At 51.8% G+C, this 15,900-nt stretch carries 12 protein-coding genes; all 12 read left to right on the forward strand.

Going from position 1 to position 15,900, the window contains the following annotated elements:
* Positions 1-21: 21 nt before the first annotated feature.
* The 12 genes from ACX93W_RS02910 to truB all read left to right on the forward strand — a co-directional run bounded on the left by ACX93W_RS02910 (position 22) and on the right by truB (position 15,824).
* Complete coding sequence (locus ACX93W_RS02910; RefSeq protein ID WP_459390810.1) at positions 22-1,161, forward strand: 1-deoxy-D-xylulose-5-phosphate reductoisomerase; 1,140 nt, start codon at positions 22-24, stop codon at positions 1,159-1,161.
* Positions 1,162-1,275: 114 nt separating this feature from the next.
* The gene (gene rseP / locus ACX93W_RS02915) at positions 1,276-2,538 is read left to right on the forward strand and encodes an RIP metalloprotease RseP (RefSeq protein WP_459390811.1); all 1,263 of its coding nucleotides are present in this window, start codon (positions 1,276-1,278) and stop codon (positions 2,536-2,538) included.
* Positions 2,539-2,549: 11 nt separating this feature from the next.
* Entirely contained in the window at positions 2,550-3,998 is a 1,449-nt protein-coding gene (gene proS, locus ACX93W_RS02920; protein WP_459390812.1) for a proline--tRNA ligase, read from the forward strand.
* Between the two features lie 116 nt (positions 3,999-4,114).
* Positions 4,115-8,425, forward strand: coding sequence for a PolC-type DNA polymerase III (locus tag ACX93W_RS02925; RefSeq protein WP_459390813.1), 4,311 nt, complete (start codon positions 4,115-4,117; stop codon positions 8,423-8,425).
* A gap of 168 nt (positions 8,426-8,593) precedes the next feature.
* Positions 8,594-9,055 (forward strand): ribosome maturation factor RimP, encoded by a 462-nt coding sequence (rimP, locus tag ACX93W_RS02930; protein ID WP_459390814.1) that lies wholly within the window; start codon positions 8,594-8,596, stop codon positions 9,053-9,055.
* A gap of 36 nt (positions 9,056-9,091) precedes the next feature.
* The gene (nusA, locus tag ACX93W_RS02935; protein ID WP_459390815.1) at positions 9,092-10,189 is read left to right on the forward strand and encodes a transcription termination factor NusA; all 1,098 of its coding nucleotides are present in this window, start codon (positions 9,092-9,094) and stop codon (positions 10,187-10,189) included.
* A gap of 24 nt (positions 10,190-10,213) precedes the next feature.
* Positions 10,214-10,525 carry an RNase P modulator RnpM gene (gene rnpM / locus ACX93W_RS02940; RefSeq protein WP_459390816.1) on the forward strand — a complete coding sequence of 104 codons (312 nt, stop codon included), beginning with the start codon at positions 10,214-10,216 and terminating at the stop codon, positions 10,523-10,525.
* Positions 10,515-10,868: a L7Ae/L30e/S12e/Gadd45 family ribosomal protein gene (locus tag ACX93W_RS02945; protein ID WP_459390817.1), complete on the forward strand. Its 354-nt coding sequence runs from the start codon at positions 10,515-10,517 to the stop codon at positions 10,866-10,868. The genes rnpM and ACX93W_RS02945 overlap by 11 nt, the downstream gene beginning before the upstream one ends.
* Positions 10,837-13,560: a translation initiation factor IF-2 gene (gene infB, locus ACX93W_RS02950; RefSeq protein WP_459390818.1), complete on the forward strand. Its 2,724-nt coding sequence runs from the start codon at positions 10,837-10,839 to the stop codon at positions 13,558-13,560. Before ACX93W_RS02945 ends, infB begins: the two co-directional genes overlap by 32 nt.
* Before the next feature lie 6 nt (positions 13,561-13,566).
* The gene (gene rbfA / locus ACX93W_RS02955) at positions 13,567-13,923 is read left to right on the forward strand and encodes a 30S ribosome-binding factor RbfA (RefSeq protein ID WP_459390819.1); all 357 of its coding nucleotides are present in this window, start codon (positions 13,567-13,569) and stop codon (positions 13,921-13,923) included.
* Positions 13,920-14,909 (forward strand): DHH family phosphoesterase, encoded by a 990-nt coding sequence (locus ACX93W_RS02960; RefSeq protein WP_459390820.1) that lies wholly within the window; start codon positions 13,920-13,922, stop codon positions 14,907-14,909. Before rbfA ends, ACX93W_RS02960 begins: the two co-directional genes overlap by 4 nt.
* Before the next feature lie 3 nt (positions 14,910-14,912).
* Positions 14,913-15,824: a tRNA pseudouridine(55) synthase TruB gene (gene truB / locus ACX93W_RS02965; protein ID WP_459390821.1), complete on the forward strand. Its 912-nt coding sequence runs from the start codon at positions 14,913-14,915 to the stop codon at positions 15,822-15,824.
* The last annotated feature ends 76 nt before the right edge of the window (positions 15,825-15,900 follow it).

The following is a 15,900-nucleotide window of genomic DNA, read 5'->3' on the forward strand; positions in this document are numbered from 1 at the left end:
ACATAGCTTGGAGGTAAAATCGTGAAAAAAATTGCACTGCTTGGTTCAACAGGGTCTGTCGGCACCCAATGTCTTGATATCGTGCGCAATAGTCCTGAACGGTTTAAAGTAGTTGCTTTGGCAGCGGGAAGCAACAGCGAGTTGCTCATTTCGCAGGCAAAGGAATTTCAGCCCGCCCTTGTCAGCGTAGCGACCAAAGAGCTGGCAGACGAGGTAAAGCTCCATGTATCCCCAGTAACGACAGTCCTTTATGGAGAAGAGGGATTGGTGGAAACCGCCTCTTTTGGCGAAGCGGATATTGTGATTACCGCGATTGTCGGCAGCAGGGGGCTTATTCCAACGCTGGCCGCCATTGACGCAGGCAAAACGATTGGGCTTGCCAACAAGGAAACGCTGGTGACCGCCGGTGAATTGGTGATGGCCAGGGCGAAGGAACGCGGCGTTGCCATACTTCCGGTCGACAGTGAACATTCCGCCATCTTCCAATGCCTGAACGGTGAACGGCGGGTTGATGTGAAAAGCATAACGCTGACCGCTTCAGGCGGCTCGTTCCGCGACCGCACCCGTGCCGAACTTCAGGGTGTGACGGTTGAGCAGGCTTTGAATCATCCCAACTGGTCCATGGGCGCCAAAATTACGATTGATTCCGCAACGATGGTGAACAAAGGGCTTGAGGTGATTGAGGCCCATTGGCTGTTCGGCTTGTCCTATGATGAGATCAATGTATTGATTCATCCGGAAAGCATCATCCATTCTTTTGTGGAATTTTCCGATCATAGCATCATAGCCCAACTCGGCTTGCCGGATATGCGGGTTCCGATTCAATATGCGCTAACTTTCCCGGAGCGACATGCATCAGGTACAGGCAGGCTTGATCTTGCCGCCATCGGCAAATTGAATTTCCGCGAAATGGATTTTGAGCGGTATCCATGCCTGGCTCTGGCGTATGCATGCGGACGGCTTGGAGGTACGGCGCCAACCGTCTATAATGCAGCAAACGAAGTGGCGGTCGCACGCTTCCTAAACGGTGAAATCTCTTTCCTGGAAATCGAAAGAGTATTGGAGACTACGGTTGCGAGACATACTGTGCTTCCGATTACGGGGCTCGATGTCATTAAGGAAGCTGACAGCTGGGCGCGTTCGGAGGCAGCAAGTATATAACGAGCAATTGGAACATGCACGTAAAGCGAATCCAAAAAAGGGGTTCTCTTGTTTCGGGCGGGAGAATAATGATAATCTATGTACAGGCCTTAACGAACAGGAGGAAATCCATACATGGGAACAATTCAGGTCGTTTTTATGACCGTGCTGGTGTTTTTTGTTATTGTGACCATTCATGAATGGGGACATTTCTTTTTTGCCAAACGCACAGGTATTCTGGTGCGCGAGTTTGCGATTGGTTTTGGGCCCAAGCTTCTCTCCGTTAAAAGGGGAGAGACGCGTTATACGCTTCGCCTTATACCCGCGGGCGGATTTGTTCGAATGGCTGGCGAAGATCCCGAAATCGTTGAGGTTCAGGAGGGGCAGACGATTGCCGTCCGCCTGAAGGACGATAAGGTAACCCGCATATACCTGGACCGCTTGGATGAGCGCAGCGGCGCCGTAAGGGGCGAGGTCGAAGCCGTTGATTTGGAAAGAGCTCTGAGCATAACGCTGAATGTCGAGGGCGATAGCGAACGGTATAGCGTCCATCGAGAGGCGCTGGTTATTTCGCGAGGCAAAGAAACGCAGGTGGCGCCAATCGACCGCCACTTCGGCAGCAAACCCCTTCGCCATCGGGCCATGACGATTTTTGCCGGTCCGCTGATGAACTTTATTTTGGCATTTGTGCTCTTTGCGGCATATGTCCAGATGGCTGGTGTTGCAGAGAAGTTGATGGTTGGTTCGGTAACATCCGGCAGCCCGGCGGAAAGCGTTCAGCTTCAGAAAGGCGATATTCTTGTTGCCGTCAATGGAGAAGAGATCGGAACCAATTTTGGTCGGATGGTGGATGTGATCGGCGAATCGGTCGACAAAACCGTTACGCTTGATATTGTCCGAAACGGCCAAAGCATGCAGCTCAATGTAACGCCGCTTGCGGATGACAAGGGTATCGGAAAAATCGGCGTAACGCCGGAGTATGAGCTTCGGAAAGCGACTTTTGGCGAGACGATAACCCGCTCCGCCACGCTGATGAAGGATATGACGGTATACATTTTTGACGGCTTCAAAATGTTGATTACAGGGCAGTTCAAGCTCGACGATATCGGCGGGCCCGTCAGAACGGCAGAAGTAACCAGCGAAATCGCAAGACAGGGTATTGTTCAGCTGACATCCTGGACCGCACTGCTCAGTCTGTATCTCGGTATTTTCAACCTATTGCCGATCCCGGCGCTGGATGGAAGCCGATTGATCTTTTTGGGACTTGAGGCGGTTCGCAGAAGGCCGCTGGACCCCAGCAAGGAAAGCATGGTGCATTTTGTCGGATTTGCGATGCTGATGCTGCTCATGCTGGTAGTCACCTATAATGATATATTACGTTTAGTTCGAGGGGAGTAGCTGGCCAGCCCATGTCTAAGGATAAAGGATTTGTAACGGAGATTACTCCGCAAAGCGAAGATTTTTCGAGATGGTATATCGACGTAATCAAAAAAGCAGAACTGATGGATTATTCGCCTGTGCGCGGCTGTATCATTTTCCGGCCCGAGGGCTATGAAATTTGGGAAAATATTCAACGCGACCTGGACAGACGTTTTAAGGAAACGGGACATCGCAACGCCTATTTTCCGCTGTTTATTCCAGAGAGCTTTTTCCAGAAGGAAAAAGAGCATGTCGAAGGTTTTAATCCCGAGCTTCCTTGGGTGACGGAAGCAGCCGGCGAAAAGCTGGAGGAGCGCCTTGCCATCCGCCCGACCTCGGAAACGATGTTTGGCCATATGTATGCCAAATGGATTCAGTCCTATCGCGACTTGCCCCTGTTAATTAATCAGTGGGCTAACGTTGTGCGTTGGGAGAAGCGGACCCTTCCATTCCTGCGCACAAGCGAGTTTCTGTGGCAGGAAGGCCACACGGCTCACGAGACGGAAGAAGAAGCGCGCCAGGAAACGATGCAGATGCTTCAGGTATATACGGACTTTGTGGAAGAGTTCCTCGCTATTCCGGTTATTAAAGGCGAAAAAACGCCTTCGGAGCGTTTTGCCGGAGCTGTTGATACGTATTCCATCGAAGCTATGATGAAGGACGGAAGAGCTGTACAAGCTGGCACCTCGCATTACCTGGGAACCAAGTTTGCGGTTGCGTTTGACATCAAGTTTCTGGACCGTGAAAATACGCTGCAGTTTGCCCACACCACTTCGTGGGGCGTCAGCACCCGTTTGATCGGGGCGCTTATTATGGTGCATGGTGACGACCGTGGTTTGGCATTGCCGCCAAAAGTAGCGCCGACTCAAGTGATCATGATTCCGATCGGCCCTCCAAAAACTCGCGAAGCAGTTGTTGGACGCGTGGACGAGCTTTATAGCGAATTGAAAAAAGCCGGTGTTCGCGTTCGCGTCGACGATCGCAGCGACGTATCCCCGGGCTGGAAGTTTAATGAATATGAAATGCGCGGCGTGCCGCTCCGTCTGGAGCTTGGACCACGCGATATGGAAAATGGCGTTGTTGTGCTAGTATCACGCATCACCGGTGAAAAGCGCATTGTACAGCAAGCCGACCTGGTTGCAGAAGTCCAAAAAATGCTCGACGAAACCCATACGGAGATGTTTAACAGAGCCAAGTCCTTCCGTGAAAACAATTCCCGTTCGGTTGATACGCTGGATGAGATGAAAAGCTTCCTGGAAGAGCAACGCGGCTTTGTTGAAGCAGGCTGGTGCGGTTCCGAAGCTTGCGAGAAGCAAGTGAAGGAAGAAACAGGCGCTACAAGCCGCAACATTCCATTTAATCCTTCCACGCATAAATCAAATTGTCTTGTATGCGGCGATTCGGCCAAACACACCGTAGTGTTCGCCCGCGCTTATTGAGGCGTGACTTCAAACTCACTCAAGGGCATCGATCACCGCCTTTTCGCTCCTTGCGGAGTTTGAAGACACACCAAATTCCATTTAAGCTTTAAACTGAACAAGGGGTGAGATCGGCATTGAAATTATCCAAACGCGAAAGCTTCGAGCTTCTGCTGCAGCAGGCAGGCTTGCCGCTGGAGCTTGTTCAGAACTATTTTCAGGATGGTCAAATCGATCAGGTAATCGTTGGCAAATCCAATCAGGAGTGGACGTTTTGCATAAGCAAAGCGTCCATGGTTCCTTTACAGGCCTTTAACGGCTTTTGCCAGGCGGTACGCAACAAGTTTCAGCATATCGCCGCGGTTTCGTTTGTTCTGAACTATGATGACGTCGTGGAGACGGAAAATATTATCTTGCAATATTGGCCGCTTTTTCTGGAGTGGGCGCAACGCGAAATGTCCTCTGTTAATGGATGGTTAACCAAGGCCTCCATGGAGGCGCAGGGCAGCGCCATTACGCTATCGCTTCTGGATGCGACGGGACTGGAGCTCGCCAAGCGGAAGTCGGTTGATCAAGCCATCATTTCTTTTTTTAAACGTCATTTCGATCGTGATTGCAGAGTCAGCTTGTCCGTCGGCGAGCCGCGGCAGGAAGTTTACGATCAATTTATGCAGAAAATCGAGCAGGAAGAACGGGAGGCCGTCCAGCAATTGATGGCTGAAAGCGCCGCGGAAGCTCTGGAGCCGGGACCTGAAGGCGAAGAGGCAGTGCCGTTGGCGGTTGGCTATGATATTCGGGAAGAACCCGTTCCGCTTATGAATATACAGGATGAAGAAAAGAAAATAACGGTACAGGGCATGGTGTTTGGCCTGGACGTCAAAGAGCTTCGCAATGGCAGCACATTGTTTATATTTAACGTGACGGACTTTACGGATTCCGTCGCGATGAAGATGTTTGCCAAAACCAAGGACGACGTAAAAGTGTTGTCCCAGCTGTCCAATGGCAAATGGGTGAAAGCACGGGGCCGTATCGAATACGACCGCTTTATGCAGGAGCCCGAGCTTGTCATGATGCCGAACGACCTTCACGAGGTGCGGGCGCCTAAAGACCGGATGGACAATGCAGAGGAAAAGCGGGTGGAATTCCATCTGCACACCACCATGAGCACCATGGATGCGGTAACGCCTATCGGTGAATATGTGAAGATGGCAGCCAAATGGGGCCATAAAGCGATTGCCGTCTCCGATCACAGCAACATTCAATGTTATCCCGACGCTGTAAAAGCCGCCAAAAAGCATGGGATGAAGGTGCTGTTCGGATTGGAAGCCAATGTTGTCAACGACGCGGTTCCCATGGTGCTGAATCCCCGCTCCGAGGTGTTGGCCGACACCACTTATATCGTATTCGATATTGAGACAACGGGCCTTTCCGTCGTCAACAACAAAATTATCGAACTTGCGGGTGTCCGGATGAAAAACGGCAAGGAAGTGGACCGTTTCTCGACCTTTATTAATCCGCATGAAAAAATTCCGTATCACATCCAGCAATTGACCAACATCAACGACGACATGGTTAAGGATGCGCCGGAACTGGAACCCAAGCTTCGCGAATTTGTGGAATACATCGGAAACGATGTCCTGGTTGCCCACAACGCGCGGTTCGATATTGGCTTTATCCAGGCGAATTGCAAATCGATAGGTTTGCCCGAGGTGCAAAACCCGGTATTGGACACGCTGGAGCTTGCGAGATTCCTTCATCCAACGATGAAGAATCATCGTCTGAATACGTTGTCGGACAAATACAAGATCAGCCTGGAAAACCATCACCGCGCTGTAGACGATTCCGTGGCGTTGGGCGGCGTTTTGTTTGGTCTCATCGGGGATGCGTCGGAACGAAACATCCGCAATCTGGACCAATTGAACGACTATGTCGGACTTGACTTGTCCAATGCAAGGCCGTTTCATTGCAATATTTACGCGCTGAATGCAGTGGGCAAAAAAAATCTGTTCAAACTGATTTCTTTATCCCATACCGAACATTTCAAAAGAGTCGCAACCATACCAAAAAGCAAGCTGAGGGAACTGAGAGAAGGTCTCCTCGTTATATCCGGCTGCGAAAAAGGCGAGTTTTTCGAAACGGTGCTGAACAAGTCCCAGGAGGAAGCGACGGAGGTCGCCGAGTTCTACGATGTGCTGGAAATCCAGCCGCTTGACTTCTACATGCATTTGGTGGAAAAAGGTTTGGTAGGCAGCCGCGCAGAGCTGGAAGGCGCAATGCGCCGGGTATGCGAAATCGGCGACAGCCTGGGCAAGCCGATTATTGCGACAGGCAATGTCCATTATCTGAACCCAAGGGACAAAATGTACAGGGATATTACGATTCACGGCATAACGGGCTTTAGTCCGCTCAAAGGAATGCGGAAGCCGGAGGCCCATCTCCGGACAACGGAGGAAATGCTTCAGGAATTCAGCTTCCTCGGCGAAGCAAGGGCGCACCAGGTTGTGGTTGCCAACACGTCGGAGCTCGCTGACCGGTTTGAGGCTTACGACATGTTTCCGAAAGAACTGTTTACCCCTAATATTGATGGGGCGGACGAGGAAATCCGCAGCACATGCTACAACACAGCCAAGTCGATGTACGGCGAAGATTTGCCGCAGGTAGTTATCGACCGGTTGGAGAAGGAACTGGTTCCGATCATCAAATATCGCTTTTCGGCCAACTATCTCATTTCGGAGAAACTGGTTAAAAAGTCCAATCAGGACGGATATCTGGTAGGCTCGCGGGGTTCGGTAGGATCGTCGGTTGTTGCCACCTTCTTGGGCATTTCGGAGGTTAATCCTCTGCCAGCCCATTACCTGTGCAAAAACCCGGAATGCAAGCATAGCGAATGGTTTCTTGATGGCAGCGTGCCAAGCGGCTTTGACCTGCCGGACAAGCTTTGCCCGCATTGCGACAAGCCGATGAAGGGCGAAGGGCAAGACATTCCGTTCGAGACGTTCCTGGGCTTTAAGGGCGACAAAGTTCCCGATATCGACCTTAACTTTTCCGGTGAATACCAGCCGGTGGCCCATAACTATACCAAAGTTCTCTTTGGCGAAAAAAGCGTGTTTCGCGCCGGGACAATCGGTACGGTTGCCGAAAAAACGGCTTACGGGTTTGCCAAGAAATATGAAGAAGAGCACCAGAAAAAATGGCGCGGAGCGGAGCTCGCGCGGCTTGCAAGCGGCTGTACGGGCGTCAAGCGCAGCACGGGGCAGCATCCCGGCGGCATCGTAGTTGTGCCGGATTATATCGAAGTAGAGGATGTAACGCCGGTTCAATACCCGGCCGACGACACCAGCGCGGAGTGGAAAACGACCCACTTCGACTATCACGCCTTCGACGAAAACCTGCTCAAACTCGATATTCTGGGACATGACGATCCCACGATGATGCGGATGCTGCAGGATCTGACGGATGTGGATCCAACATCGATTCCGATGAACGATCCCAAAGTGATGAGCATGTTCAACTCCACGACGGCGTTGGGAGTAGCTCCGGAGAAGATCCGCTCGGCGGTGGCGACCTATGGCGTGCCGGAAATGGGCACCAAATTTGTGCGCCAGATGCTTCAGGAAACCCAGCCTTCGTCATTTGCCGACTTGCTGCAAATTTCGGGCTTGTCGCACGGCACCGGCGTATGGCTTGGCAATGCGCAGGAATTGATCAAAAACGGCACCTGCAACATCAAAACTGTTATTGGCTGCCGTGACGACATTATGCTTTACCTCATTTATAAAGCGGGAATGGATGCCGGGCTGGCATTCAAAATAACGGAAAGCGTACGTAAAGGCAAAGGTTTGACGCCGGAGTGGATCGAGGAAATGAAAAATTGCAAGGTGCCGGCTTGGTATATTGATTCCTGTCTGCGCATTGAATACATGTTTCCGAAGGCGCATGCCGCCGCATATGTTATTTCCGCCGTGCGGACCGCCTTTTTCAAACTGTATTATCCGATCCATTATTACGCGACTTACTTTACCGTGCGGGCCGACGATTTTGATCTGGAGCTGCTGTGCCAGGGCTATGACGCTATCCTGCGCAAGCTGATCGAAATTGAAGGCAAGGGTTTCAGCGCTACGCCAAAGGAAAAAGCCATGACCTCCCAATTGGAGATGTCGCTTGAAATGACGGCGCGGGGTTTTTCCTTTAAGCCGATTGACCTGTATCGCTCTCATGCGACCAAATTCCAGGTGGACGGCGACAGTCTGATTCCTCCGTTTGCGGCAATTGCCGGCATCGGCGATAACGCCGCACGCAATATAGCGGCCGCCAGAGAGGAAGGGGAATTTCTGTCCATCGAGGATTTCCAAATGAAGTCCAAAGCGACCAAAACCATTATTGAGGTTCTTGGCGGCATGGGCTGCTTCCGCGGCTTGCCGGAATCCAATCAGCTTTCCCTGTTTTAGAACTAGAAATCATTTCTTGTCACGATTTTACGATTATGATATAATTTTTGTGGCAATGATGGGGATAGAATCTTGATGCAGAAGAGTGGGGAAACCCACTCTTTACGTTTTGTATTACGGTATTATACGTTGCGCACGGCGCAGCCACAAACAGGAGGTTCATTCAAGTTGAGCACATCCAAAATCAAATCCGTCATTGAGGACATGGTGCAGCCTTACCTCATTGACAATGGCTTTGAACTGGTCGATATCGAATATATCAAGGAAGGCAGCAACTGGTTTCTGCGTATTTTCGTGGATAAAGAAGGCGGCATTGACATAGACGAATGCGGGCGCATAAGTGAATATGTCAGCGAACAGCTGGACGGAAACGATCCCATCTCCGGAGCTTATTTTCTGGAGGTCTCGTCGCCCGGAGCCGAAAGGCCGCTGAAGAAACCGGAAGATGTGCGCAAGGCGGTTGGCAAGCATGTTTTTATAACGACGTACGAGCCGGTTGGCGGAGCCAAAGAATTTGAAGGGCGACTGCTCTCCTTCGAAGACGATGTTGTCGTTGTGGAAGAAGGAAAGAAAAAAGTGTCCATTCCGTATGGCAAGGTAGCCAGCGCCCGTCTGGCCGTCGTATTTTAACATGGTTTCTATTATGAAAGGGGGAACAACATTCCAATGAGTATGGATTTTATTGAAGCCTTGCAAGAGATCGAAAGAGACAAGGGAATAGCCAAGGAAGTGCTGCTTGAAGCGATTGAGGCTGCATTGATTTCGAGCTATAAGCGCAACTTCAACACCGCGCAAAACGTGAGAGTCGATATTAATCGTTATACTGGCGTTATTCGGGTTTATGCACGCAAAACGGTTGTGGATGAAGTGCTTGATCCACGCCTTGAAATTGCGGCGGAAGCCGCCAGGGAAATCAATCCTCATTATCAGATCGACGATATCGCCGAAATCGAGGTGACGCCTCGGGATTTCGGACGTATTGCGGCGCAAACGGCCAAACAGGTGGTCATGCAGCGTATTCGCGAAGCGGAGCGCGGTTTGGTCTACAACGCTTTTATCGACAAAGAAGAGGATATCGTCAACGGAATCGTGCAGCGTCAAGACGTTCGCAACCTGTTTGTTGATCTGGGCAAGGTTGAGGCTGTGCTGCCGCTTACCGAAATGATGCCGACTGACAAGTTTAAGCACGGCGATCGAATTAAGGCGTTTATTACCAAGGTGGAGAATACAACCAAGGGGCCGCAAATTATTATGTCCCGTACCCACCCTGGCTTGCTGAAGCGGTTGTTCGAGCTGGAAGTTCCGGAAATTTACGACGGCGTGGTTGAAATTCGCTCCGTTGCCCGCGAAGCGGGTTTCCGTTCCAAAATCGCGGTTCATTCCCGCAACGAAGAGGTTGATCCCGTTGGCTCCTGCGTTGGTCAAAAGGGCATTCGCGTCCAGACGATCGTCAGCGAGCTGAAGGGCGAAAAAATCGATATCGTGCGTTGGTCTGAAAACGTCGAGGAATACGTAGCCAATGCGCTGAGCCCATCCAAAGTGGTGGAAGTCATTGTGTTTGAAAATGAAAAAATGGCGCGTGTTATCGTGCCGGATTACCAGCTTTCGCTTGCGATCGGCATTAAGGGCCAAAACGCCCGCCTAGCCGCCAAGCTGACCGGCTGGAAAATTGATATCAAAAGCGAAACCCAGGCGGAGCAGGAGTACGGTCGTCCAAAAACGGCGTCGGGAACGATGCATCAGGATTCTGTCTCCATCGACTAGCGGTTTGCTTGAGGAGGGTGTGACATGAGACCGAGGAAAGTGCCGCTTCGCAAATGCGTAGCTTGTCAATTAATGATGCCGAAGAGGGAGCTCATTCGGGTCGTGCGGACACCGTCCGACGAGGTGGAAATCGATCTCAAAGGAAAAAAAGCCGGGCGCGGCGCATACTTGTGCGGCAAGGCGAGCTGCTTCAAGCTGGCCCGGAAAAGCAAGGCGCTTGACCGTGCGCTTAAATTGCCCGTGGGCGATGACATCTACGACAGCCTGGAGAAGCAATTTGCAGCAGTAGAGGACGAATTTATAGCTGCAAAGGAGCTGGAGCAGGATGAAGCCTGATAAAGCGCTGTCGATGATTGGCATGGCAATGCGTGCGGGGAAGCTAATATCCGGCGATGAAATCGTGCTGAAAGCCGTTCGCGGCCGCAAGGCGCATCTGGTTATCATCGCGGCAGACGCTTCCGACAATACTAAAAAAAAGTTCGCAGATAAATGCGGCACCTACGGAATACAACTCGCCGAGGCATTTCACCGTGAACAGCTTGGAAAGGCGATTGGCAAGTCCGAGCGCGTAGTGCTGGCCGTTACGGATGTGCAATTCGGAAAAATGATCTCACATCATCTGAGCCAAAATACGGAGGTGGATTCTATTGAGCAACAAACAGGACAGCAAGGACAATAAAGACAAGCTGCGAGTCTATGAGTACGCCAAATCCCTCAATATGAGCAGCAAAGAAATCATTACGATATTGAAACGGCTGAGCTTGCCCGTCAATAATCATATGAGCGTTATGGAAAATGAAATGGTTCACAAGGTCGAGGGCTTTTTCCGCGACATTAAGGCAAATGCAGCGGCAAAGCGCGCTCAAGAAAGCGGTACGGCATCGGCATCGTCAGTTGCAAAGCCGCAGTCGCAGTCGCAGCAAAGCGCCAATCGAAATACAACTCAAGACAGACAGGGGACAATGAACTCTATTAATACGAAAACTCAAACACAACCAACGGAACAACAACGTGAGCCAAGACCACAGCAGGGCGACCGGCCCGCGGGTCAAGGACAAGGTCAAGGTCAGAACCGCAGCGGCGGTCAAGGCCAAGGAAATAATCGTCCGCAAGGAAGCCAAAGTTCAAATCGCAACGGCTCAAGCCAAGGCAGCCGTCCGTCATCCGGCGGACAAGGTACGGGTAACCGTCCGCAAAGCAGCCAGGGCGGCAATCGCCCAACCGGCGGTCAAGGCGGCAATCGTCCGGCAGGCCAAGGCGGCGGCTCCGGCCAACGTTCTGGCTTTGGCCAAGGCGGCAATAGCGGCGGTCAAGGCGGAAACCGCTCCTTCGGAGGCGGCGGCCAAAACCGAGGCGGTCAAGGTGGCGGAGCTTCCACGGGCGGTGCAGGCAATCGCACTTCCTCTGCTCCTTCCCAGGGACAAAGCCGCAGCTTTGATTCCAGAGGCACGCAGCCGCGCAGCGGCTCCGATGACCGTTTCAACAAAGATAAAGCAAGAGGCGGAAACGGACAAAAACGTTTTGAAGACGGACGTTCCGGCGGTTTTGGCAGAAACAGCAACCGTGGCGGAAAAGGCAGAGGCAAGCAGCAGTCGCCTCCGCGTGAAAAAATCGACAACACACCGAAGAAAATTATCGTCCGCGGCACAATGACGGTTGGCGAACTGGCCAAACTGCTTCATAAAGACGCGTCCGAGGTTATCAAAAAGCTGTTGTTCCTGGGTGTTATGGCTACCATTAACCAGGAAATCGACATGGACGCCATTTTGTTGCTTGCAGGCGAATACGGCGTTGAAGTAGAAGTGAAAATTCCGGTTGAAGAAGATACGTTTGAAACCGTTGAAGAAACGGATGAGGAAGAAAACTTGCTTGGTCGTCCTCCGGTTGTTACCATTATGGGCCACGTCGACCACGGCAAAACAACCTTGCTGGACGCCATCCGCAAAACCAATGTAACCGGCGGCGAAGCGGGCGGCATTACGCAGCATATCGGTGCTTACCAAGTCGAGATCAACCATAAAAAAATTACGTTCCTGGATACTCCGGGCCACGAAGCGTTTACGCTCATGCGGGCGCGCGGCGCACAAGTAACGGATATTACCATTATCGTAGTTGCTGCGGATGACGGCATTATGCCGCAAACTGTGGAAGCTATCAGCCATGCAAAAGCCGCTGGCGTACCGATTATCGTTGCGGTTAACAAAATCGATAAGCCGGAAGCCAATGTTGATAAAATCAAGCAGGAAATGACCGAATATGAGCTGGTTCCGGAAGAATGGGGCGGCGATACCATTTTCGTAGAAGTTTCTGCTAAGCAGCGCATCGGCCTGGAGACGCTTCTGGAAATGATTCTGCTCGTTGCGGAAGTTAACGAATTCAAGGCGAACCCTAACAAGCGCGCTCGCGCGACTGTTATTGAAGCCGAGCTCGACAAAGGCAAAGGCCCTGTAGCGCGGATTCTGGTTCAGCACGGCACGCTTAAGGTAGGAGACGCATTCGTAGCGGGCAACTGTTTCGGCCGTGTACGCGCCATGGTCAACGACCGCGGCCGCCGCATGAAAGAAGCGGGTCCGTCCACTCCTGTTGAAATTACCGGTTTGACGGAAGTGCCTCTTGCAGGCGATCCGTTTATGGTATTTGAAGATGAGCGCAAAGCTCGGGCAATCGCTGAACGACGCGCCATCAAACACCGCCAGTCGGAGATGGGCGCAAATACTCGCGTTACGCTTGACGATCTGTACAACCATATTAAAGAGGGCGAAATCAAGGATCTGAACGTGATCATCAAAGGTGACGTGCAAGGTTCCACTGAGGCGCTTAAAGGCTCTCTGGCCAAGATCGACATCGAAGGCGTTCGCGTCAAAATCATTCACAGCGGCGTAGGCGCAATCACAGAATCCGACGTTATTCTGGCATCGGCTTCCAACGCAATCGTGATCGGCTTTAACGTTCGTCCTGACCCGCAGGCCGAAGCTACAATTGCGCAGGAGAAGGTTGACGTTCGCATGCACCGCGTCATCTATAACGTGATTGACGAGATCGAACAAGCGATGAAAGGCATGCTTGATCCGATTTACAAAGAAGTGGTTATCGGTCATGCCGAGGTTCGTAACGTATTTAAAGTAACCAAAGTTGGCGCAATCGCCGGCTGTATGGTTGTTGATGGCAAGATCACTCGTTCAGCTGAAGCGCGCATTGTGCGCAGCGGCATCGTCGTTTATACAGGCAAGGTCGATTCCCTGAAACGGTTCAAGGATGACGCCAAAGAAGTGGCGCAAGGCTACGAATGCGGTATAACGCTGGAACGCTTTAGCGATATTAAAGAAGGAGATATGATTGAAGCCTTCGTCATGGAAACGGTAGAGAGGTGATAAGACATGGCAAAAATCCGTGTCGGAAGAGTAAGTGAGCAGATTAAAAAGGAATTGAGCCAAATTATTCAATCGGAGTTGAAGGACCCGCGCATCGGATTTATTACGGTAACCGGCGTCGAAACAACCAGCGATTTGTCTCAGGCTCGCATCTATTTGAGCGTGCTGGGCAACGACGAACAGAAGGAAGCTACGCTCAAAGCGCTTGCTAGCGCAACGGGCTTCCTGCGTTCCGAGCTTGGCAAGCGAATGAAGCTTCGCCATACGCCGGAGCTGCTGTTCAAGTTCGACAGCAGTATTGAATACGGCAGCAGAATCGAATCTCTGCTGGAAAGCATTAATACAGGGAACGGCGACAAGTGACGGAAGCTGAAAAGTACAACAAGCAGCTGGATGACGCATTGGCTTTTATAAGGAAGCATTCTTCCTTTCTTGTTGTTTCTCATGTACAGCCGGACGGCGATGCCATCAGTTCTACCGTGGCGGTGTCATGGCTGCTGGAGCGGCTGGGCAAGACGTTTGTACTGGTCAATGAAAGCCCGCTTCCTTCCAGGCTCCAATATTTGCATCGTTTCCACGACATCAACGTATTGAAGGAGTCCCCGCTACAGGGCTCCTTTGATGCCGTTATAACGGTGGACTGCGCTGATTACCGCAGGGTAGGCGCAACCGATGCGCTGTTTGCACCGCAGGCTGAAATTTTGAATATCGATCACCATCCCACAAACGATTCTTTTGGGTTGGTGAACGTTATCGTTCCGCACGCAGCGGCAACAGTGGAGATCTTGTACGATTTGATTTTGCGGGCCGGCTTCACCCCGGATCTGGATTGCGCTACCGCTATTTATACCGGATTGCTTACAGATACGGGCGGTTTCCGTTATTCCAATACAAGCCCTCGTGTGATGGAAATCGCGGCAAACTTGCTGGCCATAGGGGTTTCCGGCAGCCAGCTTGCGGACTTGTTATTGGAGCGGATGACAATCGCCAAGCTGCGGTTGCTGCAAACAACGCTTAGCCGTCTTGTGTTTAGCGACAACCTGGAAATTGGCTGGCTTTATGTTACCCGCAACGATTTGAGCGAAATCGGCGCGGTGCCGGAAGACTTGGAGGGAATCGTCAATTATGCCCTCAATGTAGATGGCGTCGAAGTCGGCATTTTGTTCAAGGAAGCGGAAGACGGTTCTGTTAAAGCCAGCTTGCGCTCCGCAGGCAAAGCTGACGTAGCTGCTATCGCCCAAGCGTTTGGCGGAGGCGGACATGTCCGCGCAGCGGGCTGCCGTTTGGAAGGGCCGCTGCAAGAGGCTATGGCCGCAATGGTGGAAGCCGTAAGAAAGGCGTTGATTTAATTCATGGACGGAATTTTGGCAGTCTGGAAGCCGGAAGGCTGGACTTCGCATGACGTTGTCGCAAAAGTCCGGCGAATCCTCCGGTTAAAGCGGATTGGCCACGCCGGAACCCTTGACCCGATGGTTACTGGCGTGCTCCCGCTTTGCCTAGGACGTTCCACCCGCGTGGTGGAATATGTTCAGGAACGGCCAAAAGCGTATGAAGCCGTGTTGAAGCTTGGCATTGCCACTGACACGGAGGATATGACCGGCCAGATTATTGAGCAGCGTCCCGTCCGCGCATTGACGCAGGAGGAGATCGCGGAAGTGCTGGAGCGGTTTCAAGGAACCATTCAGCAGGTGCCGCCGATGTTCTCCGCCGTCAAGGTGGACGGCAAGCGATTGTACGAGCTTGCTCGCGAAGGCAAACAGGTGGAGCGCAAGTCCAGAGAAGTTACCATTCACGAGATTCAATTGTTGAGTGCAAAGCTGGACATGGATCAGCCTGAAATTGCGTTTTCGGTCGTTTGCTCAAAAGGGACTTATATACGAACACTATGTGTTGATATCGGCAAAGCTCTTGAGCTTCCTGCAACAATGGCCAAGCTGGTCCGCACCATGTCCGGCGGGATTACGGCGGAAAGCTGCTTGACGCTGGAGCAAATTCAGGAGCTAGCGGACGCGGGCGAGCTTGAAGGGCGTCTAATTCCAGCCGACCAGGGGATTTCCCATATCCCTGCGGGCACGCTCCCTCCTTGGGCTGCCAAAAAGGCTTTGTTGGGACAAAAGCTGCCGCTTGATGCCGCTGAAGTCACGGAGACGTTGAATCAGGACGGACTTGCTCGTCTGTACGACGGCAATGGTACCTTTCTGGGTATCTACCGCAGCGATGTTGAAGCGGGACTTTTTGTGCCGGTCAAGGTATTTTTGCCTTAGTAGTTAACATTACGTATGGCCTGCCGGTGAAAGATAACGATTGTTTTCCCGTCATGGTCAATCAGGGAATGCAGGT

The sequence above is a fragment of the Paenibacillus sp. CAU 1782 genome, assembly GCF_054551715.1.